The following is a 16,807-nucleotide window of genomic DNA, read 5'->3' as shown; positions in this document are numbered from 1 at the left end:
TCTTTCCCAAACAGTAATAGTCTTTTTAACATATACCAAAAATAAATTGGCCAAATACCGGTATTAGTAATGTGGTAAAAATATTTCTTTAACTAAAAGCTAAACTACTTGAATTAATTTATTTAATATTTCGATTTCCACTATATGTTTGTAAGAATAATATTTATATTTATCCAAATAAATATAATATAGATAGACGTAATTGCGCCTATCCAGTTGTTAGGGCAAATTAAAACAAATATAAATGAACGAATACGATTGGTTTAAAATCATACGTTACCTTATCAATATAATTTTAGTCATTTTTATAATTCTTTTATTCGCGGATTATTCAGAAAAAATTGGCTCAGTACCACAATATATTGATAAAAACACTCCTTCTCTTTCTTCTTTAGAATTTAAACAACAGTTAAAATTCAGAGAGGAAATTATTTCTGAATTTGAATCAAATTTTAAGCAGTCTGATAGTATATCACCACTGCCTTTTGATTATCAGTTGATGAACTATGAAAAAATTGACAACTCAAAAGAACATCAGATTGACATTTCTACAATTGAAGATATCCCCACATCATTTATATTTAAATATAGTTCTATAAAATATTTATTGACTATTGATGAATTTAAATTAAATGAAATAAAAAAAAGAGTTAAAAACAAAAAAGAATTTATTGAACAATTAAAATATTCAGATTATATCAATATTAACAAGACAATCAATAAGGAATTTAGATTAAACAAGTTTTTAATAATTCTAATAAGCTGGATAATAATTAATTTGATACTTTATATACTTCCTTTAATATTCATTAAAACAAACAATGACTTAACTGTCAGCTCTGAAGAAAAAGAAAAAATCAATAACGAAAAAAAGGAATTAGAAGAAAACCTTAAAAAAGATAAAAATGACTCAATAGAATCTTCTGAATTAAAAAAACTTCAAGCAAAAGTTAATAAACTTATCATCAAGGATGAACTTGAAAGTTTTATGAAATTGAATATTGACAATATTGAAAAATTAACAACAGAAACAAAAAATAGAGCAAACTTTATGTTGATTTCTGGAATATTAATGTCATTTACAGCTGTTATTTTTTTCTATATAAACTTGCCAGATTATGACTTCAAAAAGAATGACTACACTTCGTTCTTGATTAAAGGGATTAGACCTCTCACAATATTAATATTTATTGAAAGTATATCTTGGTTTTTATTAAAACAATACAGGAAAATAATTTCAGATTATAAATATTTTTACAGAATATATCAAGAAAAATTAAAAATTCTTGAACTATATAAATTAACCAAAGAGGAGAAAAATCTTGATATTGATAAGTTATTCGATCATATTTCAGAGCAAGAATTTAATATATCTGTGAGTAGTGACAAAGATAAAAGCCTTATAGACCACAAGGAACAATTCAGTATCCTAAAGGAAGTAATTAATAAAATAAACTTGCCCTAACAACGGCTATAATTCAGCGTGGCAACAGTGCAAAAACCAAAAGTAAACCATAATATTTAAACTGATTTCTTACGCGGAATAGTCCTGCGGACGATTCCACGCCGAAATCATAGCCCAACAGTTGGGCGTAATTGGGAAAATATAAATAATAGTAAATTTGCATAAATTAAATAAGGTGTATGAGTAAAGGTGGAAGAAATCGCGGACAAAAAAACTTCATCCCAAATCAAAAACAAATAATTGTAAACCCGGTCGCAAAACAGTCCGTACTGGACAAAATGATTGACGGACGTGAATTTGAAAGCTTACTTTCTCACAGATTCACTAATGTCAATATTTTAGATGAGATTCGCAGAAGTATAGCTGAAATTAAAGCCGTTAGAGGAAATGAAGTTGTATGTTATGTAGCAAATGTAGTTAAACAAACTAAAGTTTCCGTTTCTATTGATTATCAAGATGACTTACCTTTTACGGAATTAATAAATACTTTACCCACAAACACAAAAGAACTAGATGTCATCTTGGTTTCACCCGGTGGTTTATCAAACCAAGTAGTGAAATTTGTATCTAAATTAAGACCCAGATTTGAACGAGTAAATTTTATTTTATTAAATATGGCTATGTCAGCTGGAACTATATTTGCACTTTCAGGTGACGAAATTATAATGACTCATTCTGCAAACATCGGACCTATTGACCCACAAATTCGAAAACCTGATGGACAATTTGTCCCTGCTCAATCAATTTTAAATTTAGTTGAAGAAATAAAAGAACGTGGAGACAAAGCAATAAAAGCTGGAACTAATCCAAATTGGACAGATTTGACTTTGTTAAAAAATATTGACCCAAAAGAGATTGGTTATGCAATTAGTGGTACAAAATACTCAGAAAAGTTAGTTGAAGATTATCTTTACAACTACAAATTTAAAACTTGGACAAAACACAGTAGCAACGGAAATACAGTAACTGATGAGGAAAAACGTAAACGTTCTAAAGACATTGCTAAATTATTAGCAAATCATTCTGAATGGAACAATCACGGTCACGCAATTACTAGAGAAGATGCTTGGGATGTTTGTCAACTTAAAATAACTCACGCTGAATCCATTGGATTAGATAAATCAATGAGAAGAATGTGGGCATTATTTTATTGGGCTTTTGAAAATACATCTATGGCTAAAATATTTGTTTCAGATTATTATTGTTTAATCCGAAATGACATACAAACTAACAACACAGCGAAATGAAAGAATTAATCGAGAAATTAAAAGAGTTGAACTATTCGAACGAATTTATTGAACACATAGAAAATAGTGTTATATCCCAAAGTGAATTTAAGATTCCAAAATTCGATTACGAAAATATTGACCAAACTACAAGCGACTCTTCTGAACTTTTTTTAACAGAATCTCAAGAAGCACAATCTGACCTTTATATTGTTCATTCGAATAATTAAAAACTACATCAACACTCCTTTTTTAGCTTCAATAGCTGGAGGTAGATCTGTTTCACCTAACATTTCCCGTAGGTCAATTTCTATTACTCTACATAAAGAGAGCATTGGAATGTCATTTGCCATACTTGAAAATGGGTTTTCGGAATAATCACCAACTAATTCCATGGTGACATATATCCAACCTATTAATGCAACAACTGGTACAGACAGCCAAAAGCCTAATTGACCCACATGCATCATTTCTGGAACCATACTAAATGGCAAAAACGCAATAAATATACCCACGAAGTAACGACTCATATTTGCATATTGTCTTGGCAAAGGGAATTTCTTAATACGTTCATTTTTACCTTGTAACTCATAAAACGTTCTCAAGACACTTTCCATCTCCATATGTCTAAAATCATCAATGATATAGTCTTTTCTTAACTGTGTTAAGTCCCTTGATTGCTCATTAATTATTTGTGTTGCTGTATTAGCTGCATTTACTAAACGTTCATGCTCGTCTGGTAATAAAAAGGTATCTAGACTACTTCTCGTTTCTTCATCATCTATCAGACCTACTCCAAATTTTTCTTGGTTTTTCTGTGCTGATTTACCAATATGACCTGATTGCGAACTATGCTCCCAGGACGTTGGAACTAATAATTGACTTCGATGTGCATACAACCAAGCTATATGACGATAAACTAGCCTTTTCTTTATTTTTTTTAATTCATCTTCCGAAATAACCTTATTTGTAAATTGATTTGTAATAAAGCCATCAACCATCATCCCCCAGGCACGACTATCGTTCACAATACCTCCCCATATTTTACGTGCTTCCCATAATCTATCATACGATTGATTGTTTTTAAAACCTACATAAAATGCTACAGCGGTACCAATAACCGATACAGGAACCCAAGGTATTTTGAAAGTGATTATATCAAAATGATATAAGGCAGCAATACTCCCCATTAACGGAAGAAGCCACAGGAAGTGATGACCCGTTGTTTTCATTAAGCGTTTAAAGCTTATGCTTTTTGTTACTATCATATTTGTGAAAATAGGTTATTTAGACATACTTTCTAAACTACTTCTTTTTTAGCAAGCAAATTAATCTCCTTGTTGGAAAGGTATTTCGAATTTGCATCGACTAACAGTGAGTTAATCATGGCTAAACCAATATTAGTTGATGTTGTTATACTACTTGATTTTTTTAATAAAGGAAAAAGCGGACTCATTATTGTATACGTCGTATTTAGCCACCCTGTTCTGGATTTAGTACCTTTTTCTGGGATTATTAAACCAGGTCTGAACATTAAAGCCTTTTTAAATCCTTTATTAAGAATGTAATTTTCCGTTTTACCTTTTACTCTAGCCCACATAACTTTTCCGCTTTCCGAAGTATCAGTTCCTGCCCCAGATATATAATTAAATACAATATTAGGATTTATATCAAATAAAACATCGGCAAACATTTTAGTGATGTTATAGGTTATATTTACATAGGTTTCTTCATTCATACCTACAGCTGAAACTCCCATACAATAAAAGCACGCATCATAACCTTTTAAATGCTCCCTTTCTAACTCAATCCCTGAAAAATCCTTTAAAATCAACTCTTCTAACTTATCATGAGAAACCCCTATTGATTTTCTGTTAATTATTAAAACCTTTACTATTTCTGAATGTTCTAAGCACTCTTGTAAAACTGCTTTACCCAACATACCAGAAGCTCCTGTTATTATAACTTTTTTCATCATTTTATTATTATTAAACGTTTATTATTGTTCCAACTATAAACAAAAAGACCATTGATGAAAAGCCTATAATAAAAGCCCAATAAGATAATTCGAGATGTAAAAAGGCATCCTTCGTGTATTTTTCTAGTAAATACATGGTTCTTATCTGATTACCTACTTGTAGTTCCTGACTTTTTAAAACTTTGTCATATGCCTTTAAATAATCTTCCAAAGGTTCTCGATCAAACATACCAACAGAAAAAACCTTATGCTCTAGACCTAAATATTTCCCACCTATTTTGTTTTTAAATCTTCGGTACAACTTAAAAATATGAGGCCTCGAAGCATTAATAGCCAATATCAATGAAATGAAGGAAGCAACTACCATAATACCTCCTATGTAGTTCCCCATTTTAATATCCTTCACATAGTCGAAAAACACTATTATTACAGATATTATTGTTGCATTAATTCTAATCATGATTGCTGCCTTTCTATCAATCATATTAAATGAATTAATGACCAACTTATTTTGGTTTCTTAAAAAGGTTTGTAGTGCCTTACGAGGCTCCTTTTTAGAATGGAATAATTCGTCCTTAAGGTAATTTTCTTCCATATAGTTTGATATTAAATGACACTCTTAATTTGCTTACGTGGCAATAAAAAATATGCTGTTGGGACTAAAACAAATATTGCGGATGATATATAAATGCTTAAATAACTAAAAGGTATTGCTAGAAAGAAAAGCAACGTGGCAATAATATTCATTTTTCGAGTGTCAGCAACCCTTTTATTCTCCGATAATTTAATAGCTCTTTCATCTAACAAAAAATACAAAAGTGTAGCAGAACCGAAAATCAAGGCAAATAAAATATGGCTCTTGTTATCAAAATATGCCTTATCTATTGTTCTGGTAGCTAAAGGAATCAAAGACGTTGAAAACAACAGTAAAAAGTTAAGCCATAATGTAGTATGATCTACCATCTTTACATGCCTAAATATGTTATGATGATTGATCCAAAGAATCGCTATAAATGCATAACTAAGAATATATATTCCAATTTGCATTATAAACTCATTGATACCTTCTTCATCGAAATTCGGTAGCTCTATTTCTAATGCCATGATAGTAATAATAATGGCCATTACGGCATCAGTAATTGCTTCAAAACGTTCTTTTTTCATTAAGTTTTAGGTTAATAAAGGTTAGTTAATTATTTGTTTTTGACTTAAATACTCCAAAATTTTCTAATGGCACAGTTAAGATAAGATAAAATTGATGTTGTGGCAATAGACCATTTTCAGCTTGATAGGCATACCAAATTTGTGGTGTCATCCATTTAGCAGCTTTTATGGAACCTCCGAGTATTATCCTATTTCTAAAAAATTTTCCATTATTTAGATTCCAGAACATTGCATCATGAATAAATAAGTTTGTTGCTTTCTTAAATAGCTTGGTGTGATAAATAAGGCCCAATCTATTCCTATAAAGGTTGACATCTTTAGTATCTTCTCTAAACAAATGATAAAACATATTTCTGTCGGTTATTGAAAATCTTTCACTTAGTTTAAAATTCAAAATAACACTTGGCAATAAATGATGTTGGACATTGGTAAACATTCTATATCCATCAGCCTTAGTCATCATGTATCCAGGCATGAACTGAATATTATTTGTGATTTTAAAAAATGGTAAAGCAATTAGGGATTGAAAATCATCAGAGGGACTATAACCATAGTAAAACACGAAACTATTATTACCTGGAAGAGCTGAAGAAAATCCCGTATATAAATACGTGCCTTCTTTTTCTGCTGCAACTTGTGCCGATACAGAAAAGGAAAGCACTAATAAGATTAGTAAAACATATACTTTACAGTGTTTAATAACAATCATAGGCTATTTGGAATAATCGATACTGTTATATACATACTCACCATTTTCGTTCTTTTTGACTTTTCCAAAGGACGGACTTTTAAAGTGTGTACACGTGTAAAGTGTTTCGGTATCTGCTATATTTTCAAACATTTTTTGACGACTTTCAGTCGATTGATCTTGGCTAAAATCAGCAGCCATTGCCCAATCTGGTTTGGCTATTTGGCAAGGGTGATGACACATATCTCCACCAATAATAAAAGTTTGGTCGCCATTTTTAACTTGAACTGAAATATGAGCTACTGTATGTCCAGGTGTAGAAATCAAAGAAATACCATCGCCTAAATCGGCATCTCTTGCAACAAAATTTGCCAATCCTGCACGTATAACTGGATAAACCGATTGCATCAAAACATCTTTATGGGTAATCAAAAAATCATCTACTGGTGCTACTTCATGCCACCAATCGTATTCATCTTTGGCAAAATGGTACTTTGCCTTTGGAAACGTAGGATGCCAAATACCATCTTTATAATAAGTGTTCCAACCCACGTGGTCTAAATGTAAATGTGTACACAAGACATCTGTAACTGAATTTTTATCGAAACCTATTTCATCTAAAGTTTCTAAAAACTCAAATTTTTGGTTTGCCCAAAACGGAAATTCCAATAGTTGCTTTTCATTACCTATACATGTGTCGATTACAAAAACACGTTTGTTCACTTTGACAACAAACATTTGCGAACTTCCTTTTAAAGAAAGGTCTTTGTTTACATGGTGTGATGTTTTTAGCCAATCTATTTTTTCTATTTCCTCTGGTGTTGCCATTGGTAGGAACATTGAATAATATTGGTCAAGTGGTTGCTCTACAACTTGGATAATTTCTACATCACCTATTTTCGATTTGATTACTTCTAAAGCCATAATAATAGTTATAGTTAATTAATTAGTTCTTGTTCTACTTCATTTAAGAATGTGCTGACTTCCATTTGCTGTGTCATACGTCCTCGAATGATATATATGTGTTTTAAAAATTCACCTCCATTTTGCACTACTATATTTTTAAATCTATCAATATATTCTTGCTCAAATTTGCTGTTCATTGAGTTGAATAGGACCACCTTTTTTTCTGAAAAATCATTGTTTCCAACGAACTCAAAAACAGGTGGTGCTGGGCTATATAACCAAATTGGAGAACCTATATAAATTGTATCGTATTTAGTTAAATCAATTTTATCAGGAGTAATCTCGGCTTCAGTTTTTCTTGCATCATTTAAAGCTTGTAACCATCCCCAAAACCCAACATCATCTCTAGTAGTCTTAATAGGTAAAACATGAGCCTTTTTTACTTCGGCTATTTTTCTAGCCATTAACTCAGTGTTTCCCGAACGTGAATAAAACACAACTAGTGTACTACTAGGCTCTTCATTCTCCTGAAATGATTTTATTATTTCTTTATTTCTATGATACTGATAAGAGTCTATCCCTACAATTACACAAACAAAACATATTACCGCAAAGACTCCAGCTATTAAAATCACTCTAATTATTCTCCAATATTTTTTACACCCCAACTTATTCACATGTTTTTTACATCAATTTTCCCTTATCAGACAACCAATATCTCTTCTGATTCTTCTAATACTGCTTCTATATATTTCGGATAATTATCTAAATCTAAAGATGGGTTTCCTCCTTTGTAAATATCAAAACAGTTATAATCAGGCAAAATATCATATCCTACAAAACGATAGCTGCTTGAAATATTTAAAAACAAATCTGATGTCGTCTTTCCTCGCATTAAAGCTTGTGATTCATCTCCGAAAGCAGCTCTTGGAGCATTCCATGTGGCAGATATCATAAATTTTTTACCATACATTTTACCTCCAGTACCATATTGTTTTGACGGGTCTTCCTTAGTTCTTCCATCATCTACTTGAAATCTTTTACTAAACAGACCTTCGTTGAATACTTCATCGACATATTTTTTGTAAATCCATGGGGCTCCGAACCAATTCACTGGTGTTTGTAATATCACCAAGTCTGCAAGCATATGTTTTTCCACTTCTTCTGCCGGTGTATATCCATCCTCAATTTTAGTTTCTAAAACTTCAAAATCTTTACTTAGAAAATACTCTTTAGCTTTCTGCTGAAAGGCAGCATTAAGATTTCCTTCTGACCAATTTTGATAAGATAAATGCGTATTTATCAATAGTACTTTTCTTTTATCACTCATAGCTATTATTTTATTTTAATAAAATGCAGGTTTATCTCCATAAACTCCAGGTTTATTTACTCCTACACTTGCTTTAACATCTTTATCTGGATGTTGAATTAAATCTGTTATATATTCTGCAACGGCTTTTCTTGAAACTTCAGTACCAATAAACGGCTCTCCCTTTTGGGTAGTTTCATAAGCAACTTCATCTTTATCTGTTAACCACGAAGGCCTTACCACCGTGTAATCAAGTTCAGAAGTTTCAATCGTATCGGCTGCTCTTCTATAAGTCTTTAGAGCACCACCTATCATTCTATTATTCCATTCTCCAAACTTCCCAGGAATCTCATCATATATCCCTAAAGAAGTAACAAAAATTAATCGCTTAACTCCCTTATCTTCCATAGTATCAACAATAGATTTAGCTAATGAATCCATAGGCCCTGAAAGGTTTGCGTAAACCACATCTTTTCCTTCTATAGCCTTATCTAAATCTTCTTTTATAAATACATCTCCTTGAAGTATTTCTGCGTTGGGTGCTTTCAACGATAACCCGTTTGCTTTCCTTGCAAATAATGTTAAATTCATATTTTCATTACCAGCAAGATTTTTTATTACATGTTGTGCAATGGCACCATTGGCACCTATTACTAAAACTTTTTCTTTCATTTCTTAATAATCTATTTTTATAATTCTATCCCTCCGGATCATAATCGTTCAGGTAATCAACATAACCTTGTCTTCCAAGGCTTAAACGGTGTTCATAATGCCTTTGTGCATCGGCTCCTGCCACATAATTCAACTGCCTTTTACCATCAGTAACAGCTTCATAAACAATAGCTGCAATTTCTTCCGAAGTAGAGTCAAAAGTATCAAATGCCATTGCCTGCATTCCACGCTGAAAGGTTGACATATATTCATCCATCAAACCGACTTGCACATTGTCCCTAAAAGCAGATTTAATGATACCAGGAGAAACGGTTTTAGTTACTATATTAAAATTGTCCAATTCAAATGCAAGACTTTCATAAAATGCTTCTACTCCCGTTTTTGCGGTATTATAAATTGAGTTTACCGGAACAGGGATTAGCCCTGCTAAGGAGGTAACCGCAATAAACAAACCATCCTTTTTCTCTCTGAAATACGGAATAAAGGCTTTGGTTACCCGGATAACACCCAACAAATTAGTATTCAGCTGCTCAACTATCTGCTCATCTTCCAGGCTTTCTGCGGGTCCTGCTAAACCATAGCCAGCGTTATTCAATACTACATCAACGCCACCATCGGCAATTACTTTTGCAGCAACCTCGTTAATTTGTTCTGGTTTGGTCACATCAAGTTCAAGAACATTGATATTATCTAAATCCATTAACTCCTTTCCTTTCTCCGTACTACGCATTGTTGCATAAACTTTCCATCCATTAGACTGAAATAAAAGTGCCGCCGCCTTTCCTAATCCGGTTGATGCACCGGTTATAAATATTGTTTTCATTTAATTTTGTATTCTTAAGCACCTATATATGCTCCATTATCAACCACCAGAACTCTACCTGTAACTGCTTTACTTAAATCACTAGCAAAATATAGGATTGCATTAGCTTGATCTAGAGCTTCTGTAAAGGGTAGTTCTTGATTTGCATACTTACCAGCATACTCCACCATTTTTGTGCCTCCAGAAAGCTCTCCGGCTGCCCAGGCCTTTGCCATAGGGGTGTCTGTATTTCCTGGAGCAACTGCATTACACCTAATACCTGTTCCCGAAAAACGTACTGCAATATTAGTAGTCATCGTGTTTACCGCTGCTTTAGTTGATGTATATGCAACACCTCCAACTGGAAGTGATCCATTTATGGAAGTTACATTGACAATGACACCTTGATTTTTTGGCATAAAATGGTGAATGGCTTCTCTGCAAAATCGGAACACCCCGAAATAATTTATTTGTGCAACCATTTCGAAATGCTCATCAGAGCATTCTTCAATGGAAACCATATCACCATAACCAGCATTATTGACTAAAATATCTACTTGCCCAAATGTTTTAATCGCATTTTGAAATACTTCTTTAGGTGCTTTAGGGTCTCCTGAATCTGCAATAATTCCGATGGCATTGCCTCCATTATCGATGATGCTTTTAACAGCTTCGTCTAATTCTTCCTGTTTTCTGGCTGTTAAAACAACATTTGCACCTTCTTGAGCGAATAATTGTGCTGTAGCCAAACCAATGCCTTTGCTTGCTCCAGTAATAACAGCTGTTTTATTTTTTAATAATTGTTTCATTTTAATCAGTTAAAAAGCCAAAGCATATTGATACTTTGGCTTATATAATTAAATCTGTATTAAGCTTCAACAAGTTCTGCAACACCTAAATGCTCTTTAAAGAAAAGTGCTAATTGAGCTACAGCCTCATCTAAATATTGAGGAATATCATATAACTTCATGTGGTTTGCTCCTTCAACAATGTACATTTGTTTGTTTTCTGAAGCTGCACGCTCCATCAAATCATCACTCATCCATTTTGATTCCGCTACACTTCCTGCAACCACGAATAATGGTTGTGTTAAATAAATTTCGGCCATGTTGAATGCATCGTATGTTACCAGTTGCGTTAAGCTACGTGCGGTTCCATAACCAGGTGATGTTGAACATTGTGCTCTATCTGTATGGTAATATTCCCAAGCTTCTTTTAAATCTGTATAAGGTGTATCATCCTCATTTAATGGTGCCATTGGCATTTGAACAATATCACCACCATTAGCTTCTATAGTTCTGGCTTGAGCTCCAAATTGTAAAGACCCCATGGCATCTTTCATATCTTGGTCACCCAACCAACCTTTGCTAATCATATGACCTATATTAACAGCACTAACTGTTCCAAGAGCCTTAATGCGCTTATCATTAATAGCAGCATTTACAGTATATCCACCTCCGGCACAAATACCCCATGCCCCAATTCTTTCATTATCAACATAAGGTAAGGTTGTTAGATAATCTACAGCAGAACTTATATCTTCTGTTCTTATATAAGGGTTCTCTAACTGACGTGGTTCTCCACCGCTTTCTCCTTGGTATGAAGCATCAGTTACAATAGTGACAAATCCATGTTCTGAAAACTTTCTACCGTAAATACCTGCTGTTTGCTCTTTTACTCCACCGCCTGGGTGAGTAATTACAAGTGCAGGGTATTGTTTGTTTTCGTCGAAATCATTCGGTAAATCCAAATAAGCAGACATTAAAATTCCGTTATTTGTGTTTTTGTAAGAAATTTTTTGTTGTGACATAATATTTAGTTTTAATGATTAATAAAATTCTACAAGACAAAATTACTTGACAACTAGAGTTTTACAGGATAAGATTCACTTCAAAAAAGGAAACATTTTACTGAATCCGAACATTTATCAATCTACAAGCTTAAATTTTGCTCTAAATTGCTTTGGGGTTAGTTGCGTTTGTTTTTTAAAAAACTTGGCGAAATAGTTTGGGTAATCAAAACCTAGTTCAAAAGCAATTTCAGTATTACTTAGGGTACTTTCCTTAAGTAAGGTCTTCGCTCTTTCGGCAACATGTTCGTGAATAGTTTCGATTGTAGACTTATGGGTATAAGTTTTAATAACATCACCTAAATAATTAGGAGTTAGATGCATTTTTTCAGCAAAATAATGAACCGTAGGTATACCCTCTATTGGTCCTTGATAATAGTCTCTTAATAATTGTTGAAATTCACTAACTATAGGACTATAAACTTTTACATCTGTTTTAAATTGACGTCTATAGTATGACTCAACCATATTTAAAATAAGATTTATAGACGCTAAAAGAACATTATAGTTTTCTAAATTGTTTCGGTAGTGCTTTATAAGAAACTGATACAGATTGATAACTTCTGTTTCTTCATCCTTTGTTAAAAATAAAGCTTCATGATAACCATATTCCAAATAGTTCTGAAATAAATACCGATGCTTATCTATTAAATCCTTAGATAGATGTAGATAATAACCTTCGAACTTATCGTCTAAATCCCATTCATAAGCACTTCCTGGGTTATTAAAAAAAACAGCTGTTATTGGCTTAGGGTTTTCAGGATCATAATCTGGTAACTCCGGGTTTATATAGTTTGTTTTGAAAGAAACTCTATAAAAATCGATATAAATGCTTTCAGATTTTAATTTGGTTTTATCCGGATAAACTCCAACATCAATGTTATTATCAATGGGCCTTTCTAACCCTATGTACTCATTAAAAGACTCAAAATTCTTAAATGTATTCATTAAAGGACGTTTTAATAGGGATAAAACAGCTTGGTCATCTTCGTTAAAGTTAGCAATAAGAAATAGGGTGATATTAAAACGAATTACTTTGTATTTTGAAACAAATTACTGTTTTCTATAAGAAGATGGGGTGACTCCTACTTTTGACTTGAAGAATCGAGTGAAGTATGTTTGATATTCAAAACCTAATTCCAAGGCAATCTTTTTGATTGGTTTATTAGATTTCTGTAATTTTAATTTAGCCTCTTCTATAATATAGGCTTGAATATGGTCTATAGCAGATAAACCTGTGTATTTTTTATTAATATCACCTAAGTAGTTTGGTGTTACATTTAATATTTCCGAAAAATAGGCAACAGTAGGAAGTTCTACATGTTCCTTTTCTCTCGCGTAATAACTATTTAACAACGTTTGAAACTCAACTATGGTTGCATTATAGTTTTGTACATTTTTTTGCAAATGTCTTTTATAAAAACGCTCTACAAGACTAAATAAAACGTTTGCATAAGCTAATAAAATCTCTTGCTCATCTGGATTATCTATATAATGTTTATATAAAGCCTTATAAACGTTTTCAATCTCCTCCTCCTCTTCTTGATTAAGAAACAAGGGTTCATGTTTTCCAAAGTCCATCAATCTTTTAAAAACATGTTTGTTTTTACTTATAATTTCTTTTGAAAATTGAATATAATATCCTTTAAATCGTTTTTCTATATACCAAGCATTGACATCCTTTGGGCTACTGTAAAAAAAGGCACTTACTGAATCTTCATTTAGATGCTCGTATTCATGTCCTTTAGGGAAATGTATACGTTGCTTTAATGATATTCTATGATAATCTAAACAAACTTCATCCGATTGCATTATATACGTGTCGCCATAAATTCCAACATCTATATGCTCATTTAAAGGTGGCTCTGTTCCAAAGTAGTTGTTAAAAGTTTTAAAATCAGTAAATGTCTTCATTAATTAGGTTTAGTTTGTCTTCATGAAGTTACTTTATTTACTTGTCATTTCCAATTTATGCTTTAAACACGGAACAACACACCACCCATTCACTGCATCTATGCTAAAAAAATCATAAAATACCACCAAAACCACACAATACTACACCACACTTCAACCAAAACGTCACAATTACACCATGAAAACCCCATGAAACACCACACAATAGCACACCTCAGTACACCCCTGCACACCAAACAATCCATTACATCTAGGCTGAACAACATAAAATACCACTAAAACACCACAAAAACGCCACAATTACACCATGAAAACACTCATGAAATACCACAAAATAGCACACCTCTGTACACCCCTGCGCACCATACAATCTATTATATCCAGGCTAAAACACCTTAAAATGCCACAAAAACACCACACAATAGTACATCTCAGTGCACCCCTGCATACCTAACAATCTGTTATATCTAGGCTAAACACAACTCTAATTAAAGTATCTAAAAACATCCTCTAGGTCGCAATTATACCATCCTTCTTCCTTTAATTGATCATCAGTTTTCCCTTTTGTCATGTCCCATATCTTCACTTTTACACCTAAATCCTTCATTAGATCTAACTTGTTTTCCATTATCGAGACAGCATTATTACTCATATCTGGAACCAAAATAACATCATAACCAACTAAAACATTTAGTTTATCGGTAGTTAGCCCATTAATTCCACCATATGCCAACCAAACATATTCTGGTAAATGCAAAGAGCACACAAGAGCTGTTTTTTCACTTTCAACCAACACTAAGGTTTTACCTCGATTTTTGCTCTTTTTAATTAAATGTTCTCCAAACAAGCAACTATAGTATCCATCCTGATTTTTGTATGGAACCTGAAAATAATCAGTTCGTTTACCGTCATTTGTATAATAAACTACTTTAGCCTTTTGAGCCTTCCCTTCAACATTTATATTCCAAAATACAGTTCCTCCTTTTCTGCTAGTTCCTATTAAATACTTTAACTTTATTTCATCAATTAGCAAATCTCCATATCGATTCCTTAAATATGTTAGCAAATTATTTTCTTTTGAGTTTTCAAGAAACATTTGCACAATGTCATTTTCTATAAATTGTTTATTTATCTTCTCTACAGTAGTATTGACATCAGAAACGGAAAGACTGTTTAAAACACATGAAATGGTATTATTATCTGCTTCTACAAATTTTTCTTGCTCTTCGTTCCATACAAATTCAGCTCCTAAATCATTTCGATATAGTGTCGGTGGCAAAGTTGAAGTCCCACAAGAATGACAATAACCATAAACCTCTGGAAAACCTTTAAAATTAGCAAATTTACCATCCTTATTACTTCTGTTGCAGCAAGGAGTCACGAGCTTTTTATTGCGCTTTACTTCAAACTGTAAATTATTTTCTAATTTTTGTAACATTTCTATTTGCTTTTAAGTAACCGGCAACTTACAACCTTGGCACGCAACCCTTGTAATCAACTGAATTAAAACACATTAAACTCGAGCAACCAAATAGTTTCAAGTTGCCAGTTACAAATTACTTTTTATTCCACTTTTTTGAAACCGTACCTTTATGTAATCCGGTAATCTCTGCCACGGCCTTTTGACTTGCTTTATTCCTTTTAGCAACTCGAATGATTTGCTCCAATGTAGGCTCTAAGGGTTTTGTTTTAATATTGTCTTCAACAATTGATTGAAAATTTAAGAAATAAAATTCATTTAATTCTATAGCAAGATCCACTACATCTATAGTTAATTCGGTTTTAAAAGTAGAATTAACCGACTGCTTCATTATAAAAATAAGTACACATAACTTTTGAATTGATATCTGCATCTTAGACATATATTCCTTAAGTATCGGCTTTGCTTCTAATTGCCGATTAATTAATGTCTGAGCATAATTAAACAAGGTTTCAGAAGCTCTATTAGAGACTTTAATTTCAAACTGCTTTATGCTTTCATCTAGTCTTTCACTTTGTCTTTTATAGGCCAGAATATTATTTATCGCCTTTTCGTAGTTTTCTAAAACTTCCGCTTTAATTTGAGCCTGACTCAACGTAGAATTTTGAGTTAATTTTAAAGTAAAAAACTGTCTATCTATAAAACCGCTTTCTAAATTTCCATTAGCAAATAATTGAGGTAAAAATTGATGCTGTAACCCTCCTATTAGTGTTGGATACGACTCTTTTATTCTAAAGCTTTCAGTAGTTTTCCTTGAAACATCAATATAGCTATTTGTGTAACCTTCTAAAAAAAAATTCCGCCAAGCGATTCCATCCCTACTGTTCGGGTTAGACATTTTTTCTACAAGCCCATAAACTTCATCAATTGCTATACCGACTGAATTCGGATTTTCGAAATGGATTTTATGCGCCGCTTCAATCGATGCATTTTGAACAAGTATTTGTTTTCTTTTTACACCATCTTCTTCTCCGTAATTTTTCTGCTCATTATAATCTTCGTAGTCTTGATCGTCGATTTTTTTTATGGGCTTTGTAGCAATTTTTATTGCTTCGGACTTCGCATCACCACGGCTTCCAACTATTGTAAAATAACAATTACCATAATTTTTATAACCTAACTGTTCTATGTAAAAAGTCAAACCTACAGAAGTACTTACCGTAAACAAAATAGAACCTAGCAAATATTCCTTAGGAACCCTTTTGCATAAAAAAGCCTGATCAATAAGCGTAGAATATTCCAATGGCAACAGGGAAATTATTTTATCTAATTTCCCTGTTAAAACCTTCGGACTGCACTCAAAAAGACTGTCAAGCTTATCTTTTAACCGATCTTTATTGGTATAATCCATTGC

At 32.5% G+C, this 16,807-nt stretch carries 19 protein-coding genes; 3 read left to right on the top strand and 16 right to left on the bottom strand.

Features of this window, described 5'->3' with window-relative positions; translation table 11 throughout:
• Positions 1–244 precede the first annotated feature (244 nt).
• The 3 genes from NO995_RS07060 to NO995_RS07050 all read left to right on the top strand — a co-directional run bounded on the left by NO995_RS07060 (position 245) and on the right by NO995_RS07050 (position 2,921).
• Positions 245–1,465, top strand: a complete 1,221-nt coding sequence (locus NO995_RS07060) for a hypothetical protein (protein WP_258226864.1) — start codon at positions 245–247, stop codon at positions 1,463–1,465.
• 179 nt (positions 1,466–1,644) lie between these two features.
• A complete protein-coding gene (locus NO995_RS07055; protein WP_258226863.1) occupies positions 1,645–2,712 on the top strand; it encodes a hypothetical protein in 1,068 nt (355 codons plus the stop codon).
• On the top strand, positions 2,709–2,921 hold the full coding sequence (locus tag NO995_RS07050) for a hypothetical protein (RefSeq protein ID WP_258226862.1): 213 nt from the start codon (positions 2,709–2,711) through the stop codon (positions 2,919–2,921). Before NO995_RS07055 ends, NO995_RS07050 begins: the two co-directional genes overlap by 4 nt.
• Before the next feature lie 3 nt (positions 2,922–2,924).
• On the opposite strand, the gene NO995_RS07045 is transcribed toward NO995_RS07050, so the two are convergent.
• The 16 genes from NO995_RS07045 to NO995_RS06970 all read right to left on the bottom strand — a co-directional run bounded on the left by NO995_RS07045 (position 2,925) and on the right by NO995_RS06970 (position 16,804).
• Positions 2,925–3,959 carry a bestrophin family protein gene (locus NO995_RS07045; RefSeq protein WP_258226861.1) on the bottom strand — a complete coding sequence of 345 codons (1,035 nt, stop codon included), beginning with the start codon at positions 3,957–3,959 and terminating at the stop codon, positions 2,925–2,927.
• Between the two features lie 32 nt (positions 3,960–3,991).
• On the bottom strand, positions 3,992–4,669 hold the full coding sequence (locus NO995_RS07040; RefSeq protein ID WP_258226860.1) for an NAD-dependent epimerase/dehydratase family protein: 678 nt from the start codon (positions 4,667–4,669) through the stop codon (positions 3,992–3,994).
• A gap of 10 nt (positions 4,670–4,679) precedes the next feature.
• Entirely contained in the window at positions 4,680–5,264 is a 585-nt protein-coding gene (locus NO995_RS07035) for a hypothetical protein (protein ID WP_258226859.1), read from the bottom strand.
• An 11-nt stretch (positions 5,265–5,275) separates the two neighbouring features.
• On the bottom strand, positions 5,276–5,833 hold the full coding sequence (locus NO995_RS07030; RefSeq protein WP_258226858.1) for a TMEM175 family protein: 558 nt from the start codon (positions 5,831–5,833) through the stop codon (positions 5,276–5,278).
• A gap of 25 nt (positions 5,834–5,858) precedes the next feature.
• Positions 5,859–6,542, bottom strand: coding sequence for a DUF2490 domain-containing protein (locus NO995_RS07025; RefSeq protein ID WP_258226857.1), 684 nt, complete (start codon positions 6,540–6,542; stop codon positions 5,859–5,861).
• A 3-nt stretch (positions 6,543–6,545) separates the two neighbouring features.
• A complete protein-coding gene (locus NO995_RS07020; protein WP_258226856.1) occupies positions 6,546–7,445 on the bottom strand; it encodes an MBL fold metallo-hydrolase in 900 nt (299 codons plus the stop codon).
• Between the two features lie 14 nt (positions 7,446–7,459).
• Complete coding sequence (locus NO995_RS07015) at positions 7,460–8,095, bottom strand: flavodoxin (RefSeq protein WP_258226855.1); 636 nt, start codon at positions 8,093–8,095, stop codon at positions 7,460–7,462.
• 35 nt (positions 8,096–8,130) lie between these two features.
• A complete protein-coding gene (locus tag NO995_RS07010; protein WP_258226854.1) occupies positions 8,131–8,757 on the bottom strand; it encodes an NAD(P)H-dependent oxidoreductase in 627 nt (208 codons plus the stop codon).
• Between the two features lie 15 nt (positions 8,758–8,772).
• Positions 8,773–9,408: an NAD(P)H-binding protein gene (locus NO995_RS07005; RefSeq protein WP_258226853.1), complete on the bottom strand. Its 636-nt coding sequence runs from the start codon at positions 9,406–9,408 to the stop codon at positions 8,773–8,775.
• A gap of 25 nt (positions 9,409–9,433) precedes the next feature.
• Positions 9,434–10,231 carry an SDR family oxidoreductase gene (locus NO995_RS07000; protein WP_258226852.1) on the bottom strand — a complete coding sequence of 266 codons (798 nt, stop codon included), beginning with the start codon at positions 10,229–10,231 and terminating at the stop codon, positions 9,434–9,436.
• Between the two features lie 14 nt (positions 10,232–10,245).
• Positions 10,246–11,019, bottom strand: a complete 774-nt coding sequence (locus NO995_RS06995; protein ID WP_258226851.1) for an SDR family NAD(P)-dependent oxidoreductase — start codon at positions 11,017–11,019, stop codon at positions 10,246–10,248.
• Between the two features lie 59 nt (positions 11,020–11,078).
• The gene (locus NO995_RS06990; protein ID WP_258226850.1) at positions 11,079–12,020 is read right to left on the bottom strand and encodes an alpha/beta hydrolase; all 942 of its coding nucleotides are present in this window, start codon (positions 12,018–12,020) and stop codon (positions 11,079–11,081) included.
• Between the two features lie 117 nt (positions 12,021–12,137).
• Complete coding sequence (locus tag NO995_RS06985) at positions 12,138–13,007, bottom strand: AraC family transcriptional regulator (RefSeq protein WP_258226849.1); 870 nt, start codon at positions 13,005–13,007, stop codon at positions 12,138–12,140.
• Positions 13,008–13,112: 105 nt separating this feature from the next.
• Complete coding sequence (locus NO995_RS06980) at positions 13,113–13,973, bottom strand: AraC family transcriptional regulator (RefSeq protein ID WP_258226848.1); 861 nt, start codon at positions 13,971–13,973, stop codon at positions 13,113–13,115.
• A 484-nt stretch (positions 13,974–14,457) separates the two neighbouring features.
• Positions 14,458–15,411, bottom strand: coding sequence for a DUF6371 domain-containing protein (locus NO995_RS06975; protein ID WP_258226847.1), 954 nt, complete (start codon positions 15,409–15,411; stop codon positions 14,458–14,460).
• Positions 15,412–15,529: 118 nt separating this feature from the next.
• Positions 15,530–16,804, bottom strand: coding sequence for a YfjI family protein (locus NO995_RS06970; RefSeq protein ID WP_258226846.1), 1,275 nt, complete (start codon positions 16,802–16,804; stop codon positions 15,530–15,532).
• Positions 16,805–16,807: the final 3 nt, after the last annotated feature.

It is taken from the genome of Aestuariibaculum sp. M13 (genome assembly GCF_024723255.1).
GTDB lineage: Bacteria > Bacteroidota > Bacteroidia > Flavobacteriales > Flavobacteriaceae > Aestuariibaculum > Aestuariibaculum lutulentum.
This window is presented reverse-complemented; position numbering and strand designations above follow the sequence as displayed.